Origin of the sequence: Phytopseudomonas seleniipraecipitans (genome assembly GCF_900102335.1) — a bacterium.
Taxonomy (GTDB): Bacteria; Pseudomonadota; Gammaproteobacteria; order Pseudomonadales; family Pseudomonadaceae; genus Aquipseudomonas; species Aquipseudomonas seleniipraecipitans.
In genome coordinates, this window is the sequence record NZ_FNBM01000003.1 from 85,918 (window position 1) to 101,512 (window position 15,595).

A 15,595-nucleotide genomic window follows, 5' to 3' on the forward strand; every position below is an offset into this window, starting at 1 on the left:
GCAGGGTCTCAGGCTGTGAGCGCTGCAAAGCTTTCCTGAATCGCCTCGTTAGGCAGGCTGTCGCCGATGAAGACGATCACGCTCTCGCGCGCCTCATCGACGCCCCACTCCTCGTCCCAGTCGAAGCCATACAGCTGCAATACGCCCTGAAACACCATGCGCCGCGACTCTCCGGCGATATCGAGCACGCCCTTGTAACGCAGCAGAGCGTTGCCGTGATCGTGTAAAAGGGTCTCCATAAAGCCACTGAGCCGCTGCAGATCGATTGGCGTGGTGGTGGTCAGCACCAGTGTAGCGATGCGGTCGCTGCTTTTGCCAGCCGCCACGGGGCGCAGCCTTGGCGTGGCGTTACCGTTCAACTCGAAGCCCTGTACACCAAACAACTCGCCCAGGTCGACAGCCCCGTGCTCGACCACATGGATAGGCGCCTGCCGATTGATGCGTTGCAGCCGCGCACTCAATGCCTCAAGGGTCGCCGCATCAACCAGGTCGGTCTTGCTCAGCAGGATACGGTCAGCGAACCCAACCTGAGCCTGGGCGATGGGTTCCTGAAGGTGGCGCCCGGCATTGACGGCATCTACCAGGGTGATGATGCCGTCCAGGCGGTAGCGCTCGCAGAGCTCCGGCGTGGCGAGAAACGTCTGGGCTACCGGCGCGGGATCAGCCAGGCCGGTGCACTCGATCACCAGCCGATCAAATTGCAGCTCACCGGCATCACGCTTCTCCAATAACAGCAACAGCGCCTTTTCCAGTTCGCCGAGAATGGAACAGCACACGCAACCGTTGGCGAGCGTCATGACCTTGACCGGCGCATCGCCCAGCAAACGACTGTCGATCGGCGTATCGCTGTATTCGTTTTCGATGACCGCAAGCCGCAGCCCATGCTCGGTTCTCAACATGTGGCGTAACAGGGTGGTCTTGCCAGCCCCGAGAAAACCACTGAGCACGGTGACCGGGATGGGCGTAACAGGCATAAACACAGCTCTCTGAATGAAGGGTGCAGCAACCCGGGTGCCGCAAAAAAAGGTGAGCCTCGTGAGCATGCCGCTGATAAGCGAGGCCTAAAACCTAGCGATCAAACATCAACGTCTGCTCGCAGCAAAGGTCTGATCCGCATGCATCATCCCTGCGAAGCGGGTTCACGTCACTCATCCCCCACTGAACAATTGCACGATGAGTGCGCTTCATCAGCGTCGTCGCGCTCACTTGGCTATAGTGAGCGAACCAATAGAGGACATTTTTCCATGAGCGACAACCACGAACGCCGGCGCTTCCAACGCATCGCTTTCGATGCCCCTGCGGAAATCATCCAGGGCGAGCAGACCTGGCAGGTAGAACTGCACGATGTTTCCTTCAAGGGCGTGCTGGTACGGCGCCCTTGGAACTGGGAAGGCGAGACTGGCCAGGACTACCTACTGCGCATCATCCTTGATGACAAGCTGCAGGTGAGCATGCAGGTGGAGTTGGTGCATCGCGAGGAGCGCGTGCTCGGTTTTCTCTGCCACCACATCGATCTCGACTCCATGAGCCACCTGCGTCGTCTGGTCGAGCTAAACCTGGGCGATGAACAATTGCTTGAGCGCGAGCTGGCTGCGTTGTGCGAGGAAGACTGAGGGTGTGCGGCGTACTGCCGCGGTGGCGCTGCGGCGATTATTGACCTCGATCAAACGCCGGCAAGGCGGCAGGTCGCAGGATAAAGACGAACCCAACAGGGGAACATTCCCCAGGAGGCACCGTCATGATCAGCGCCGCGCTTACCCAAGCAGTCAATTTTCCCTCGCCTCGCCCTGCCAAATCCCAACAGGGTGCAGCGCGCCCGGCGCGGGCCAGCAGCTGGCTGGCGCTGATCGGCCAGCGTGTAGAACGTCGCAAGCAGGCCGATGCCAACTGCCTGATTCACTGACCAGGCAATGAATGCCGGACGCGCCTATTCGAAGAGCGCGTCCAGCGCCTGCTCCAGACGCGTCACAGCCACAACCTGCAAACCAGCCGGTGCTTCTTTAGGCGCGTTGCCCTTTGGCACGATGGCGCGCTTGAAGCCGTGCTTGGCGGCCTCCTTGAGACGCTCCTGACCACTCGGCACGGGACGTATCTCGCCAGACAACCCCACCTCACCAAACACCAGCAAATCGTGCGGCAGCGGCCGGTTGCGCAAGCTGGAGATCACGGCCGCCATCAGTGCCAGATCAGAGGCGGTTTCCAGCACCTTCACACCACCCACCACGTTGAGAAACACATCCTGGTCGTAGGTGGGAATGCCGCCGTGGCGATGCAGCACGGCCAGCAACATGGCCAAGCGGTTTTGATCCAGACCGAGCGTGACCCGGCGCGGATTGCCCATATGGCTGGTATCGACCAGCGCCTGAACTTCTACCAGCATTGGCCGCGTGCCTTCCCATGTGGCCATGACGATGCTGCCCGGCACTTCCTCTCGCGCTCGTGTGAGGAAGATTGCCGAGGGATTGCTGACTTCCTTGAGGCCCTTGTCGGTCATGCCGAACACGCCAAGCTCGTTGATCGCGCCGAAACGGTTCTTCACCGCGCGCAGCAGGCGCAGACGGCCATCGGGGTCACCTTCGAAATACAGCACGGTGTCGACCATGTGCTCGAGCACTCGCGGCCCGGCCAGCGCGCCTTCCTTGGTGACGTGGCCGACCAGAAAGATCGCCGTACCGCTCTGCTTGGCAAAGCGCACCAAAAGCGCAGCACTCTCGCGCACTTGGGCAACTCCGCCGGGCGCCGACTGCAGCTGTTCGGTGAAGATGGTCTGGATCGAGTCGATCACCATCACCTTGGGCTTTTCCTGGCGAGCCGTGGCGATGATGCTTTCGATGCACGTCTCGGTCATCACCTTGAGCTTGTCTTCAGGCAGGCCCAGACGCCGGGCGCGCATCGCCACCTGCTGCTGGGATTCTTCACCGGTGACGTAAAGCGCAGGGAACCGCTGGGCAATATTGCACAACGTCTGCAGCAGGATGGTCGACTTACCGATGCCTGGGTCGCCGCCGATCAACACCACCGAGCCATCGACCAGGCCGCCACCGAGCACTCGGTCGAGCTCTGCAGACGCGGTGGAAAAGCGCGGCGTCTCCTCGACACTCACCTCGGCCAAGGTCTTCAGCTGAGCCTGCGCACCCGTCCAGCCGCCTCGCCCGCTGGGGGTCGCCGCGCCCGCGTCGATCATGGTTTCGGTTAGCGTGTTCCAGGCGCCGCACTCGCCGCACTGCCCGGCCCATTTGGGGAAGGTCGCGCCGCACTCGGTGCAGCCATACAAGCGTTTGGCCTTGGCCATGGGGGTCGTCCTGCTGAAAAGCGAAGGTCGAAACGATACCGAACAACTGGATAAATTTACAGACTTTCGGCAGCCGGGCTACCCGCTGGTCCCGCGTCCATCGATAATGCGCCGCTCACCTGCGAGATACCCACCATGTCGATCGAACTCGTTCCTGTCAGCGCCGAGCAATTGCCGCTGATCCGCAACCTGTACCAGTTCTACGCCTATGAGTCGTCGGATTGGGAGCAGGAGGATGTCGAGCTCGACGGGCGCTTTTACGTCCACGAGCCGCACCTGCAGCGCTACTGGCAGGACGCCGGCTGGAGCGCGCAACTGATTGTGGTCGATGGCTTTATTGCCGGCTTCCTGCTGCTGGAAACCAGCGAAGACCTGAATATCGCCGAGATGGAGTTCGCCGATCTGTTTCTGCTGCGCAAATACCGCCGCCTGGGCATCGGCCGCGCGGTGCTGCAGCAAACGGTCAGCGATGGGCGCCGCTGGCTGATCTGCTGCTACGAGCAGGATGCCCTGGCCACGGCCTTCTGTAGCCAGGTACTCGCGGCGTTGCCCTTGAAGATGCAAACGCTGCACGCCGATAAAAACGAACCCGGGCTGCACCGCTTCGTCCTGCATCCGTAGCCTGCGAGAGGGATTGCGCCGCCGAGAAATCCCCAGCGGCGCGGTTTCATAGCCTGCGGTTGAGCGTAGCGATACTCAGGAATCGCTATCGATCAGGCGACCTGCCAAGCCCCAGGGATTACTGCGTTCAAGGCAGGGCTACGTTAGTGATCGCTGGAGCGAGGCCATCAGGCCGCTGTCAATTGCTGGACGATCTTGTCCTTGAGTAGCACGCGCTCGCGGCGCAGCCTCCCCAGCGTTTCGTCATCGAACGGCTGGTCGCCGGATTCGAGATCGACGATCTGCTTGTCCAACTCCTGATAGCGGCCTACCAGGCCATCGAAGCCCGGATCGCTTTTGCGCCGCTCGGTCAAAGCGTCTCCGTACTCACGAAATTCCTCACGTAGATTGTGCTCGGCAGTCATGGGTCACTCCTGTTCACAGAGGGTGTTCAAGGATTGACCTCAGGCTACCGTGGCCTATTCAGCCCCCCGACGAGCTGCGTCAGCCCGCGCAGTTCTTGCCGCAATTGCAGCAGCCGCTCTCGGACTTGCGCAGGTGTCGCGCCAAGTCTTCGCGCAAGCCGGAACGCCGCAGTTTAAGCGCAGCAAGCGGCAACCCGTCGGACCGCTCAATACCGTTTTCGATGCGCGCGATACGTCGGTCGACATCATCGTACTGCTCGGCCAGCGCGGCATAGGTCGGGTTGTCGCGGTACGCCTTTTCTGACTGAGCGGAATAATCGATGTGCATGGCCGAGCCTCGGTTAATGGGTTTGAGGCGACTTTAATCGTGCCACTGGTATCCGATGTTGACCCGCATCAACGCAGGCGAGGTCAGGTCCGTCACGCCAAATAGGCTAACGGCCAACCTTGCGCGAAGAACCAGCCCTGTAATGAATTCGGACAATTTCACAACGACGGGGTCACAAGCGATACGCCTGGCCCGGCAGCGGCGCATGGCAAACGAGCAGGAGTGACTTACACTTCAGCGCACGAATTAGACCAGTGGGAGTTGCACATGGGCATGATCAATGAATTCAAGGCGTTTGCCGTCAAAGGCAATGTCGTCGACATGGCGGTCGGTATCATCATCGGTGCCGCGTTCGGCAAGATCGTCTCATCGTTCGTCGGTGACGTGATCATGCCGCCATTGGGCCTGCTGATCGGCGGCGTGGATTTCTCCGACCTGGCGATCACCCTCAAGACGGCCGAGGGCGATCTGCCTGCCGTGGTGCTGGCTTACGGGCGCTTCATCCAGACGGTTCTTGACTTCGTGATAGTCGCGTTCGCCATCTTTATGGGCGTCAAGGCCATCAACCGCCTCAAGCGTCAGGAAGCCGTGGCACCGTCGGTGCCGCCAGCACCGAGCACTCAGGAAGTCTTGCTGACGGAAATTCGTGACCTGTTGAAAACCCAGCAGCACAAGGACTGACCGTACCGCACAACGAAAAACGGCGCCCCATGGGGCGCCGTTTTTGTTCAGCCAATGATCGTCACTGGATGGTTTCGCTATCGACACGCTTGAGCAGCACGCGTGTAACCCGACGCTCCTTGACCTCGATGACCGTCAACTCCCAGCCCAGGTACTCGACCTTGTCACCAATCAGCGGCAGACGATCAAGCAGGCTCATGGCCAGGCCCGCCAGCGTCTGATAGTCGTCGGTCGGCCGTGCAGAAAACTCCAGGCGATCGCGCAGCACCGCCAGATTGACCGCGCCATTGACGCGGAAACCACCCTCCACTTCCTCGACGTCGGGGCCATCCACTTCGCTGGCGTCGGGCAGCTCGCCGGCAATCGCCTCGAGAATGTCAGTGAGGGTCAGCAACCCTTCAAAGCCGCCAAACTCGTTGACCACGAAGGCCACGTGGGTAGACGCCTGGCGCATCTGCTCCAGGGCCGTAAGCACGGTCGAGCTGTCCGGCAGGTTGATCGGTGCACGTACCAGGCTCTCGATATCCGGCTGCTGGCCCTTGAGCAACTCCTTGAACAGCTCCTTCTTGTGGATATAGCCCAGCGGCTCATCACGGGAGTCGTTACGGGTGACCACGAGGCGCGAATGTGGCGAGTCGAGCAGCGCCTGGTGGATCTTCTCTGGCGCGTCGTCGAGGTTGATGCGGTCGACTTCCATACGGTCGGTCATGACCTTCTGGATCGACAGTTCGGCCATGTTCAGCACACCGCTGATCATCACCCGCTCACGGCGGTCGAACAGCGCGGTTTCGCCCTGCTCGCCGTCGAGCATGTCGGCGATGTCCTCACCCACTTCGTCGGCCTGCACCTTGCCGCCGAGCATGCGCATTACCGCGTGTGCCGTGCGGTCACGCAAGCCACGCTGGCCCTGCAGGCTGCGCTTGCGGCGCGAACGAGCGATCTGGTTGAACAGCTCGATCAGAATCGAGAAACCGATGGCCGCGTACAGGTAGCCTTTCGGAATGTGAAAGCCCAGGCCTTCAGCAGTCAGGCTGAAACCGATCATCATCAGGAAGCCCAGACACAGCATGATCACCGTCGGGCGCGCGTTGACGAACGCAGTCAGCGGCTTGCTGGCGACGATCATCAGACCCATGGAGATCACCACAGCGATCATCATCACCTGCAGGTGTTCAACCATGCCCACAGCAGTGATCACCGCGTCCAGCGAGAACACCGCGTCGAGCACGATGATCTGCGCCACAACCGGCCAGAAACGCGCATAGACCTTACTGCCACCATGCTGGTGGGTGCGGCCCTCGAGGCGTTCGTGCAACTCCATGGTGGCCTTGAACAACAGGAACACACCGCCGAACAGCATGATCAGGTCACGGCCGGAGAAGGTCTTGCCGAATACGTCGATCAGCGGCTCGGTCAACGTGACCAGCCACGCGATACTCGCCAGCAGGCCCAGGCGCATGATCATCGCCAGGCTCAGGCCGATCAGACGGGCACGGTCACGCTGCTCGGGGGGCAGCTTGTCGGCGAGGATGGCGATGAACACCAAGTTGTCGATGCCCAGGACAATTTCCAGGACGATCAGGGTCAACAGGCCCAGCCAGGCCGTAGGATCAGCGATCCATTCCATTTAGTGTGTAGCTCTCTTTAGGGGAAAACGAAGGCAGCCGAAAGCATCGCGCAGGCACAAGGCAAGCGCGTGGAAGCTCGACTGAAGGGAAATAGGCGCAACGTTCTGCTGCGCGGAAGACTGGCACCGGGCGGCGCTGCCTTTGGGAAGTAACGCCCTCGTCCAAGTTGGCGAGGGCGGTCGTCTACTGTCGCTGTCCATGAAGACCGAAAAATGGGAAACAGACTCGGCAATCTACTGGAGCGCGAGTCACACTGAAAGCGGCAAGTTTGTAACCGCGCTTTACCAGTAGTTTTCCACCGCCACCTGACCGGGCCGCCGCGTCAGGCTTAGGTTGAGGTTGCGGGCCTTCAGGCGCTGGCGAATGTCGTCGATCATCTGCGGGTTGCCGCAGATCATCAGCCGTGAATGCTCGGGCGTCAGCTCCAGACCGGCGGCACGCTCCAGCTCGCCACTGTCGAGCAGATCGGTGATACGCGCGTTCAGGCAACCCGGCGCCTGCTCGCGCGTCACCACCGGCAGGTAGGTGAGCTTGTGGGTGTACTCGGCCAGGTGTTCCAACTCGGCGAAACCGTGGATCATCGGCTGGTAGGCCAGCTCGTCGAGCGACCTCGCGCTGTACACCAGCACGATGCGCTCGAAACGCTCCCAGACCTCGAAGTCCTGCAGCATCGACAGGAACGGCGCGATGCCCGTGCCGCTACCGAGCAGCCAGAGGTCCCAGCCATCGACAAAGCGATCAAGGGTCAGGTAACCGGTGGCCATCTTCTCCACCAGCAGCGTATCGCCGACGCGCAAGCGGCTCAGTTCGCTGGTGAACTCGCCGCCAGGCACCACGATGGAAAAGAACTCCAGGTGCTCGTCATGGGGCGCCGACACCAGCGAATACGCGCGCCAGACCACCGAACCATCGGCCTTTTCCACGCCCAGACGCACGAACTGCCCGGCGCGAAAACGAAACCCGGCGTCACGGGTGGTGCGCAAGGTGAACAGACTCGGGGTGAGCGTCTGCACCTCGAGCAAGGTCTGGCGGGTGAATTTTTCTTCGCTGACGCTCATACGGGGCTCCTGGGCGATCATGACGGCAGTGTCGCGCAAAAGCTGCGCAACAAAAACCGCTAAATCGCAAGGACATCCACTGTAGAGCGTTCCCAGGCTACAGCGTGGGAACGCAGCTCAGGACGCTCTGCGTCCGTGTGCCTGGCAGCCGAGCCGCAACATGACATGACACGGAGCGTGATTGACGAGACTCCCGTACAGCGCATGGGAATACTCATCACTGGTAGGGGTCAGGCACGACGGGCGAGCAGATCCAGCGCGACATCGACGATCATGTCTTCCTGGCCGCCGACCATGCGCCGTTTGCCAAGCTCGACGAGGATGTCGAGAGTTTTCAGCCCATACTTCTCGGCAGCCACTTCAGCGTGACGCAGGAAACTGGAGTAGACGCCGGCATAACCCAGGCCGAGGGTTTCGCGATCAACCCGCACCGGGCGATCCTGCAGCGGACGCACCAGATCATCAGCGGCGTCCATCAGCTTGTAGAGGTCGGTACCGTGGTTCCAACCAAGGCGCTCGGCGGCGGCGATAAACACTTCCAGCGGCGCGTTGCCAGCGCCCGCGCCCATGCCGGCCAGGCTGGCATCGACGCGATCACAGCCTTCTTCTACAGCGACGATGGAGTTGGCCACGCCGAGGCTGAGGTTGTGGTGGGCGTGCATGCCGGTCTGAGTTTGCGGGTTCAACGTCGCCTTGAACGCACGCATGCGGTCGCGGATGTCGTTCATGTTCATGGCGCCACCGGAATCGGCCATGTAGATGCACTGCGCCCCGTAGCTCTCCATCAGCTTGCCCTGGCGGGCCAGCTCGTCGGCCGGAATCATGTGGCTCATCATCAGGAAGCCTACGGTGTCCATGCCGAGCGAACGGGCGTATTCGATGTGCTGTTTAGATACATCCGCCTCGGTGCAGTGGGTGGCCACCCTTACGGTGCGGGCACCTGCATCGTAGGCGGCTTTGAGGTCATGCACGGTGCCGATACCCGGTAATAGCAATACGGCGATACGCGCATGTTCGATGACATCGGCCGCCGCTTCGATCCACTCAAGGTCGCTGTGGGCGCCAAAGCCGTAGTTGAAGCTGGAGCCTTGCAGACCATCGCCATGGGTGACTTCGATGGAGTCGACCTTGGCTTGGTCCAGGGCACGGGCGATGTCCTGCACGTTCTGGATCGAGTACTGGTGGCGGATTGCGTGGCTGCCGTCGCGCAGGGTCACGTCGGAGATATACAGTTTCTTGCTCATGCCGAGGCTCCCATCGACAGCGCCATACGCTCGGCGGTGGCCAGCGCAGCGGAGGTCATGATGTCGAGGTTGCCGGCGTAGGCCGGCAGATAGTGGGCGGCGCCTTCCACTTCGAGAAAGATCGAGGTCTTCAGCCCGCTGAAGCGACCATGGCCGGGAATGTTCAGCGGCGCCGATTCGGGGATCACGTCGAACTGCACCCGCTGCTTGAGGCGATAGCCTGGCACGTACGCCTGCACGGCGGCCGCCATCGCCTCGACGCTGGCTTCGACCTTGGCCTGATCCACCGCCTCCGAAAGCACGAATACGGTGTCGCGCATCATCAGCGGCGGCTCGGCGGGGTTCATGACGATGATCGCCTTGCCCTTGGCCGCGCCGCCGATCACTTCGATGGCCTTGCTGGTGGTTTCGGTGAACTCGTCAATATTGGCGCGCGTGCCGGGGCCAGCCGACTTGCTGGCGATCGAGGCGATGATCTCGGCGTAATGCACCTTGGCCACTTGAGATACGGCAGCGACCATCGGGATGGTCGCCTGGCCGCCGCAGGTGACCATGTTGACGTTGAGCTGCGCCAGGTTCTGCTCAAGGTTGACCACCGGCACGCAGTAGGGACCGATAGCCGCAGGCGTCAGATCGATCAGGCGGATACCGGGCTTAACGCTGCGCAGAAAGGCATCGTTCTTCACGTGGGCACCGGCGCTGGTGGCATCGAAGACGAAATCGATGTCGGCGAATACCGGCAGCCGGGTCAGGCCTTCGACGCCTTCATGGGTGGTGGCAACGCCCAGGCGGGCGGCACGCGCCAGGCCGTCGGAGTTGGCGTCGATGCCAACCATCGCCCCCATCTCCAGATATTTGGCGTTGCGCATCACCTTGATCATCAGGTCGGTGCCGATATTGCCCGAGCCAACGATGGCGACTTTCAGCTTTCTGCTCATTTATATTCTCCAGAACACGGGCGTCCTGCCCGCCGGTAATTAGGACGTCTGCTCGACCGCCACGCCAGGAGCGCCAGGGCTTTTCTTTTCGAGCTTGCGGTAGACGATGTAGGTCAGCAGCACACCGCTAATCATCACGAGCGAGAGGAAGTACAGACCCGAGGACAGGGTGCCGGTGTACTCCTTGAGAGCACCGATCCCGAAGGGACCAATATAGCCGCCAAGGTTGCCGAAAGAGTTGATCAGGGCAATGCCGGCTGCCGCGCTGGCGCCTGTGAGGAAGCGCCCTGGTAGCACCCAAAAGATCGCGGTGACCGAGAATAGGCTGAAGGCAGTCAGACACAAGGCGGCCAGTTGCAGCACAGGCGAGGCCAGCCAGGCGCTGAGGAACAGTCCAGAGGCGCCAAGAATGTAAAGCAGGGTCAGGTGGCCATAACGGTCGTTCAGACGATCCGAGCTACGCGGCACGACCAGCAGGCCGATGATCCCGAAGATGTACGGAATAGAAGAGATGAAGCCAGTTTTCAGGTCACTGCCGCCAAACTGGTGGACGATGGTCGGCAGCCACAGGCTTAGGCCATAGGTGCTCAGCGTGCTGGGCAGGTACAGCAGCGCCAGCAACAGAACCCGTCGATCGGTCAGCGCACGTAGCGGATTAGTGTGCTCGGTTTGACCGTACTCCTTGCGATCCTTACCCAACTCCCCCTGCAACCACTGGCGATCCGACTCGGTCAGCCAGGTGGCGTCTTTGGGCGTATCTGGCAGCACCCGCAGGGTGGGCCAGGCCAGTATGACGGCCGGCACGCCGATGATGATGAACAGCCACTGCCAGCCGGCCAGACTCCAGATACCATCCATGCCCAGCAGCGCCCCGGCCAGAGGTCCGGTGACCATCAGTGCGATGGGCTGCGAGAGGATGAAGAAGCCAAGCACCTTGCCGCGATGGCGTACCGGATACCAGCGGGTGATGTAGTAGAGCACGCCTGGGAAGAAACCTGCCTCGGCCGCACCAAGCAAAAAACGCATCAGGTAAAAGCTGTACGGCCCGGTCACGAAGGCCATGCCGACGGTGATGACGCCCCAAGTAATCAAGATGCGGGCGAACCAGCGACGCGCACCAAAGCGTTCAAGCATCAGGTTGCTGGGTACTTCGAAGATGAAATAGCCGATGAAGAACAGGCCGGCACCGAAGCCGTAGGCCATGTCGCTGAGGCCGATGTCCGCGTTCATGTGCAGTTTGGCGAAACCGACTGCGGAACGATCAATGAAGGCGACCAGGTAGAGCAGGATCAGGAAGGGAATCAACCTGAGTGTCAATGTACGAATAATCCGAGCTTCCGCATTCATGGCGGCTCTCCATATTGTTTTTGTTATGGACTTTTGTCAGTCAGACCAAGGGAAACCTCAAGCCGCCAACTGACACGGACAATATAGTAATACTTTTTAAAGCACAACTATTTGAAATTCAGTCTTTATAGGGTAGATTCGATCAACCAAAACGAATTAGTCATACTAATAAGAGTTGACCGCGCCATGACTGAGAAGAAGACCAACCTCCGCTCCGCCCAGTGGTTTGGCACCGCCGACAAGAACGGCTTCATGTATCGCAGCTGGATGAAGAATCAGGGCATTCCCGATCACGAATTTCAGGGCAAGCCGATCATTGGTATCTGCAACACATGGTCGGAACTGACCCCCTGCAACGCGCACTTTCGCAAGATCGCCGAACATGTGAAGAAGGGTGTGCTGGAGGCAGGTGGCTTTCCTGTCGAGTTCCCGGTGTTCTCCAGTGGCGAATCGAACCTGCGCCCCACAGCCATGCTCACCCGCAACCTGGCCAGCATGGACGTCGAGGAAGCTATCCGCGGAAACCCGATAGATGCCGTGGTGCTACTCACCGGTTGCGACAAGACCACCCCTGCTCTGCTGATGGGTGCCGCCAGTTGTGACGTGCCAGCCATCGTGGTCACCGGCGGGCCGATGCTCAACGGCAAGCACAAGGGCAAGGATATCGGCTCAGGCACCGTGGTCTGGCAGATGCATGAAGCCTATAAAGGTGGGCAGATCAGCCTCGACGAATTTCTCAGCGCCGAAGCCGGCATGTCGCGCTCGGCCGGCACCTGCAACACCATGGGCACCGCTTCCACCATGGCCTGCATGGCTGAAGCTCTGGGCACCTCGCTGCCTCATAACGCGGCAATACCCGCAGTGGACTCGCGTCGCTACGTGCTGGCGCACTTGTCCGGTATGCGTATCGTCGACATGGTGCATGAGGACCTGCGCCTGTCGAAAATTCTCACCAAGGCCGCCTTCGAGAATGCCATCAAGGTCAACGCCGCCATCGGCGGGTCGACCAATGCGGTGATTCATCTCAAGGCCATCGCCGGGCGTCTCGGTGTCGAATTGGATCTGGAAGACTGGACACGGGTAGGCCGTGGCACGCCGACGCTGGTCGACCTGCAACCGTCCGGGCGTTTCCTCATGGAGGACTTCTACTACGCTGGCGGCCTGCCCGCGGTGATCCGCCGTATCGGCGAAGCAGGCCTGCTGCCTAACCCCGAAGCCCTCACTGCCAACGGCAAAAGCCTGTGGAGCAATTGCCAGGCCTCGCCGCAGTACAACGACGACGTAGTACGCCCGCTGGACAACCCCCTGGTTGCAGACGGCGGCCTGTGCATTCTGCGTGGCAACCTGTCGCCACGCGGTGCAGTGCTCAAGCCTTCAGCAGCCACCCCGGCATTGATGCAACATCGAGGTCGCGCCGTGGTATTCGAGAACTTCGATGACTACAAGGCACGCATCGCCGACCCGGATCTGGATGTCGACGAAACCTGCATTCTGGTCTTGAAGAACGCCGGGCCCAAGGGCTACCCAGGCATGGCCGAGGTCGGCAACATGGGCCTGCCGCCCAAGGTACTGGCCAAGGGCGTGACCGACATGGTGCGGATTTCCGATGCCCGCATGAGTGGCACCGCCTACGGCACCGTGGTACTCCACGTGGCCCCGGAAGCCGCCGCCGGTGGGCCACTCGCAGCGGTGCGCAATGGCGACTTCATCGAACTGGACTGTGCTGGCGGTCGCCTGCACCTAGATATCAGTGACGAAGAGCTGGCTGGTCGGCTGCTCGACCTGAAACCCGATACCAGCGCCAAGATATTCGACAGCGGCTATGCGCGCCTGTACGTCGACCATGTATTGCAGGCCGATCAGGGCTGCGACTTCGACTTTCTGGTCGGCTGCCGGGGGTCTGCAGTGCCTCGCCACTCGCACTGATCACCCATGCAAAACGCGCAACATTGACGCGCGCCTTAATCTGGACAGGACGTCCGGCGGGTGCATGGAGCGGTGCTATGATGCGCGGCATTCAGTCGGATCAGTGTCGGATACATGGATTACCAGACCCCCAAGCCGCGCAAGAGCATGCACGCCCAGATCGTTCAGGAGCTGGGCGTTCGTATTGTTTCCGGGCGTTTCAAACCAGAAGAGAAGCTGCCTCTGGAAGCGTCGCTTTGCGAAGAGTACAAGGTCAGCCGACCGGTATTACGCGAGGCCACACGAGTACTCAGCGCAAAGGGCCTGGTCCACTCCAAGCCACGCGTCGGCACCGTGGTACGCCCACGCAACGAATGGCACCTGCTCGACCCCGATGTACTGTTCTGGCTGGTACAGAGCACCCCACAGAGTCAGTTCTTCAATACCCTGGCCGGCGTGCGGCGGATTCTCGAACCGGAGATCGCGGCCCTGGCAGCGACTACTGCCACCGAGGAAGATATCGCCGCTATCGAAGATGCCTACCTGCGCATGGAACGGGCACAAACCCGCCAGGAACTGCTGCAACCAGACATCGACTTCCACCGGTGCATCGCCGAAGCGACCCACAACGACCTGCTCGCCTATATGTGCAACATGCTTTCGTCACCATTGCGCGAATCGATCAATGTCACCAACTTGCGCCCGAACACCCAGCAACTCAGCCTGCCGCGGCACAAAGCAATTCTCACCGCTATCAAGAACCGCGATGCTCTTGGCGCCCGGCACGCCTCTCTGGTACAGCTCGACGACACTCGTCTCGCCCTCGACACCGTGATGAACGCGCTTACGCCGTTGTAGCGTCCAGCTGGGACTGTTTCAGAAGGAGCCTGCCATGAATGCCCACGCCCCACTTCTCCCGTCCCGCGAACTGCCCGTAGCGTTGCTCGAAGCCCTGACGCAATTGCTCGGCGAGCGCTTCAGCACCGCCCAGGCGGTGCGTGAACACCACGGCCGCGATGAATCCATGTACGACCCGGTACCGCCGGACGCCGTGGCCTTCGCTCACAGCCAGAACTAAATCAGTGCGGTGCTGCGCCTGTGCAATGAGCACCGAGTGCCGGTGATTCCCTACGGCAGCGGCTCGTCCCTGGAAGGCCATCTGCTGGCAGTCAACGGCGGCATGTGCGCCACCCGTGCCTCGGGCACCAACGCCGTGCGCTACGGCACCATGAGCGAGAATGTACTTGGGCCTGACCGCAGTACTAGCCAGCGGCGAAGTGATCAAGGCCGGCTCGCTGGCCAAGAAATCCGCTGCCGGTTATGACCTCACCCGATTGTTCATTGGCAGCGAAGGCTGCTCTGGGCGTCATCAGCGAGATTACCCTCAAGCTGCATCCGCAGGCCGAGGCAATCAGCGCTGCGGTGTGCAGCTTCCCCAGCATGCATGCCGCCGTGCAGACAGTAATTCAGACCATTCAGATGGGTATTCCGATTGCCCGCGCTGAACTGATCGACACGCTTACCACACAGGCGCTGAACGGCTACTTCAAATTGGGCCTGACCGAAGCACCGACCTTATTCTTCGAGTTTCACGGCAGCGAAGCCGGGCTCGCCGAGCAGGTCAGAATGGTCGAGGCGCTGGTCGAGGAGAACGGCGGCAGCGGCCTGCAGTGGGCCACCGCCCAAGAAGATCGCAACAAGCTGTGGAGCGCCCGACACAATGCGCTGTTCGCCATCTTACAGCTCAAGCCCGGCAGCCGAGCGTGCTCCACCGATGTCTGCGTACCGCTGTCACACCTGGCCGACTGTGTAGTAGCGACCGACGAGGATGTGCGCTGGTCGAACATTCCGGCACCGATCTTCGGCCATGTCGGCGACGGCAACTTCCACGTCTGCCTGCTGCTCGACCCCCGCAATGCCGACGAACGGGATGAAGCCGAACGCCTCAACCGTCGTATCGTCGAACGCGCCCTGGCCGTCGGCGGCACTTGCACTGGCGAACACGGCATCGGTCTGCACAAGATCGACTACCTGATACAGGAACACGGCGAGCCAGCTATCGACGTGATGCGCTCGATCAAGCGCGCTTTGGATCCGCATAACCTTATGAACCCGGGCAAGATCTTTCGCACGGAGTGATTGCCCTGAG

The 15,595-nt window shown here is 61.0% G+C and carries 15 protein-coding genes and 1 pseudogene; 7 read left to right on the forward strand and 9 right to left on the reverse strand.

The window, feature by feature from the left end; translation table 11 throughout:
- Positions 1-8: 8 nt before the first annotated feature.
- Positions 9-974, reverse strand: coding sequence for a GTPase (gene yjiA, locus BLS60_RS08080; RefSeq protein WP_092366750.1), 966 nt, complete (start codon positions 972-974; stop codon positions 9-11).
- A 270-nt stretch (positions 975-1,244) separates the two neighbouring features.
- Between yjiA and BLS60_RS08085 the strand changes: the two genes are divergently transcribed.
- A complete protein-coding gene (locus tag BLS60_RS08085; protein ID WP_070880095.1) occupies positions 1,245-1,613 on the forward strand; it encodes a PilZ domain-containing protein in 369 nt (122 codons plus the stop codon).
- Between the two features lie 125 nt (positions 1,614-1,738).
- Positions 1,739-1,903 (forward strand): hypothetical protein, encoded by a 165-nt coding sequence (locus BLS60_RS21470; RefSeq protein ID WP_164090890.1) that lies wholly within the window; start codon positions 1,739-1,741, stop codon positions 1,901-1,903.
- Between the two features lie 24 nt (positions 1,904-1,927).
- On the opposite strand, the gene radA is transcribed toward BLS60_RS21470, so the two are convergent.
- A complete protein-coding gene (gene radA, locus BLS60_RS08090) occupies positions 1,928-3,292 on the reverse strand; it encodes a DNA repair protein RadA (protein WP_070880096.1) in 1,365 nt (454 codons plus the stop codon).
- Positions 3,293-3,427: 135 nt separating this feature from the next.
- On the opposite strand from radA, the gene BLS60_RS08095 reads away from it, so the two are divergent.
- Positions 3,428-3,913, forward strand: a complete 486-nt coding sequence (locus BLS60_RS08095) for a GNAT family N-acetyltransferase (RefSeq protein WP_092366753.1) — start codon at positions 3,428-3,430, stop codon at positions 3,911-3,913.
- Between the two features lie 167 nt (positions 3,914-4,080).
- Here the strand turns inward: BLS60_RS08095 and BLS60_RS08100 are convergent, their stop codons facing one another.
- Both BLS60_RS08100 and BLS60_RS08105 read right to left on the reverse strand, forming a co-directional pair.
- Positions 4,081-4,317 carry an HP1242/YdcH family protein gene (locus BLS60_RS08100; protein ID WP_092366756.1) on the reverse strand — a complete coding sequence of 79 codons (237 nt, stop codon included), beginning with the start codon at positions 4,315-4,317 and terminating at the stop codon, positions 4,081-4,083.
- A 79-nt stretch (positions 4,318-4,396) separates the two neighbouring features.
- Positions 4,397-4,645: a DUF465 domain-containing protein gene (locus BLS60_RS08105; protein WP_092366759.1), complete on the reverse strand. Its 249-nt coding sequence runs from the start codon at positions 4,643-4,645 to the stop codon at positions 4,397-4,399.
- A 267-nt stretch (positions 4,646-4,912) separates the two neighbouring features.
- Here BLS60_RS08105 and mscL point away from each other — a divergent pair, with 267 nt between their 5' ends.
- On the forward strand, positions 4,913-5,326 hold the full coding sequence (gene mscL / locus BLS60_RS08110; protein WP_092366762.1) for a large-conductance mechanosensitive channel protein MscL: 414 nt from the start codon (positions 4,913-4,915) through the stop codon (positions 5,324-5,326).
- 61 nt (positions 5,327-5,387) lie between these two features.
- On the opposite strand, the gene BLS60_RS08115 is transcribed toward mscL, so the two are convergent.
- The 5 genes from BLS60_RS08115 to BLS60_RS08135 all read right to left on the reverse strand — a co-directional run bounded on the left by BLS60_RS08115 (position 5,388) and on the right by BLS60_RS08135 (position 11,541).
- On the reverse strand, positions 5,388-6,953 hold the full coding sequence (locus tag BLS60_RS08115; protein ID WP_092366765.1) for a TerC family protein: 1,566 nt from the start codon (positions 6,951-6,953) through the stop codon (positions 5,388-5,390).
- A gap of 282 nt (positions 6,954-7,235) precedes the next feature.
- On the reverse strand, positions 7,236-8,012 hold the full coding sequence (locus BLS60_RS08120) for a ferredoxin--NADP reductase (protein ID WP_092366767.1): 777 nt from the start codon (positions 8,010-8,012) through the stop codon (positions 7,236-7,238).
- A gap of 230 nt (positions 8,013-8,242) precedes the next feature.
- Positions 8,243-9,256, reverse strand: coding sequence for a 4-hydroxy-2-oxovalerate aldolase (gene dmpG, locus BLS60_RS08125; protein ID WP_092366770.1), 1,014 nt, complete (start codon positions 9,254-9,256; stop codon positions 8,243-8,245).
- The gene (locus tag BLS60_RS08130; protein ID WP_092366773.1) at positions 9,253-10,194 is read right to left on the reverse strand and encodes an acetaldehyde dehydrogenase (acetylating); all 942 of its coding nucleotides are present in this window, start codon (positions 10,192-10,194) and stop codon (positions 9,253-9,255) included. Before BLS60_RS08130 ends, dmpG begins: the two co-directional genes overlap by 4 nt.
- A gap of 39 nt (positions 10,195-10,233) precedes the next feature.
- Positions 10,234-11,541 carry an MFS transporter gene (locus BLS60_RS08135; protein WP_092366776.1) on the reverse strand — a complete coding sequence of 436 codons (1,308 nt, stop codon included), beginning with the start codon at positions 11,539-11,541 and terminating at the stop codon, positions 10,234-10,236.
- Positions 11,542-11,727: 186 nt separating this feature from the next.
- Between BLS60_RS08135 and BLS60_RS08140 the strand changes: the two genes are divergently transcribed.
- From BLS60_RS08140 to BLS60_RS08150, 3 genes and pseudogenes are all read left to right on the forward strand, one after another.
- Complete coding sequence (locus tag BLS60_RS08140) at positions 11,728-13,467, forward strand: IlvD/Edd family dehydratase (RefSeq protein ID WP_092366779.1); 1,740 nt, start codon at positions 11,728-11,730, stop codon at positions 13,465-13,467.
- A 114-nt stretch (positions 13,468-13,581) separates the two neighbouring features.
- A complete protein-coding gene (locus BLS60_RS08145; RefSeq protein WP_092366782.1) occupies positions 13,582-14,304 on the forward strand; it encodes a FadR/GntR family transcriptional regulator in 723 nt (240 codons plus the stop codon).
- Positions 14,305-14,338: 34 nt separating this feature from the next.
- Positions 14,339-15,585: pseudogene (locus tag BLS60_RS08150) on the forward strand (FAD-binding oxidoreductase).
- Positions 15,586-15,595 lie beyond the last annotated feature (10 nt).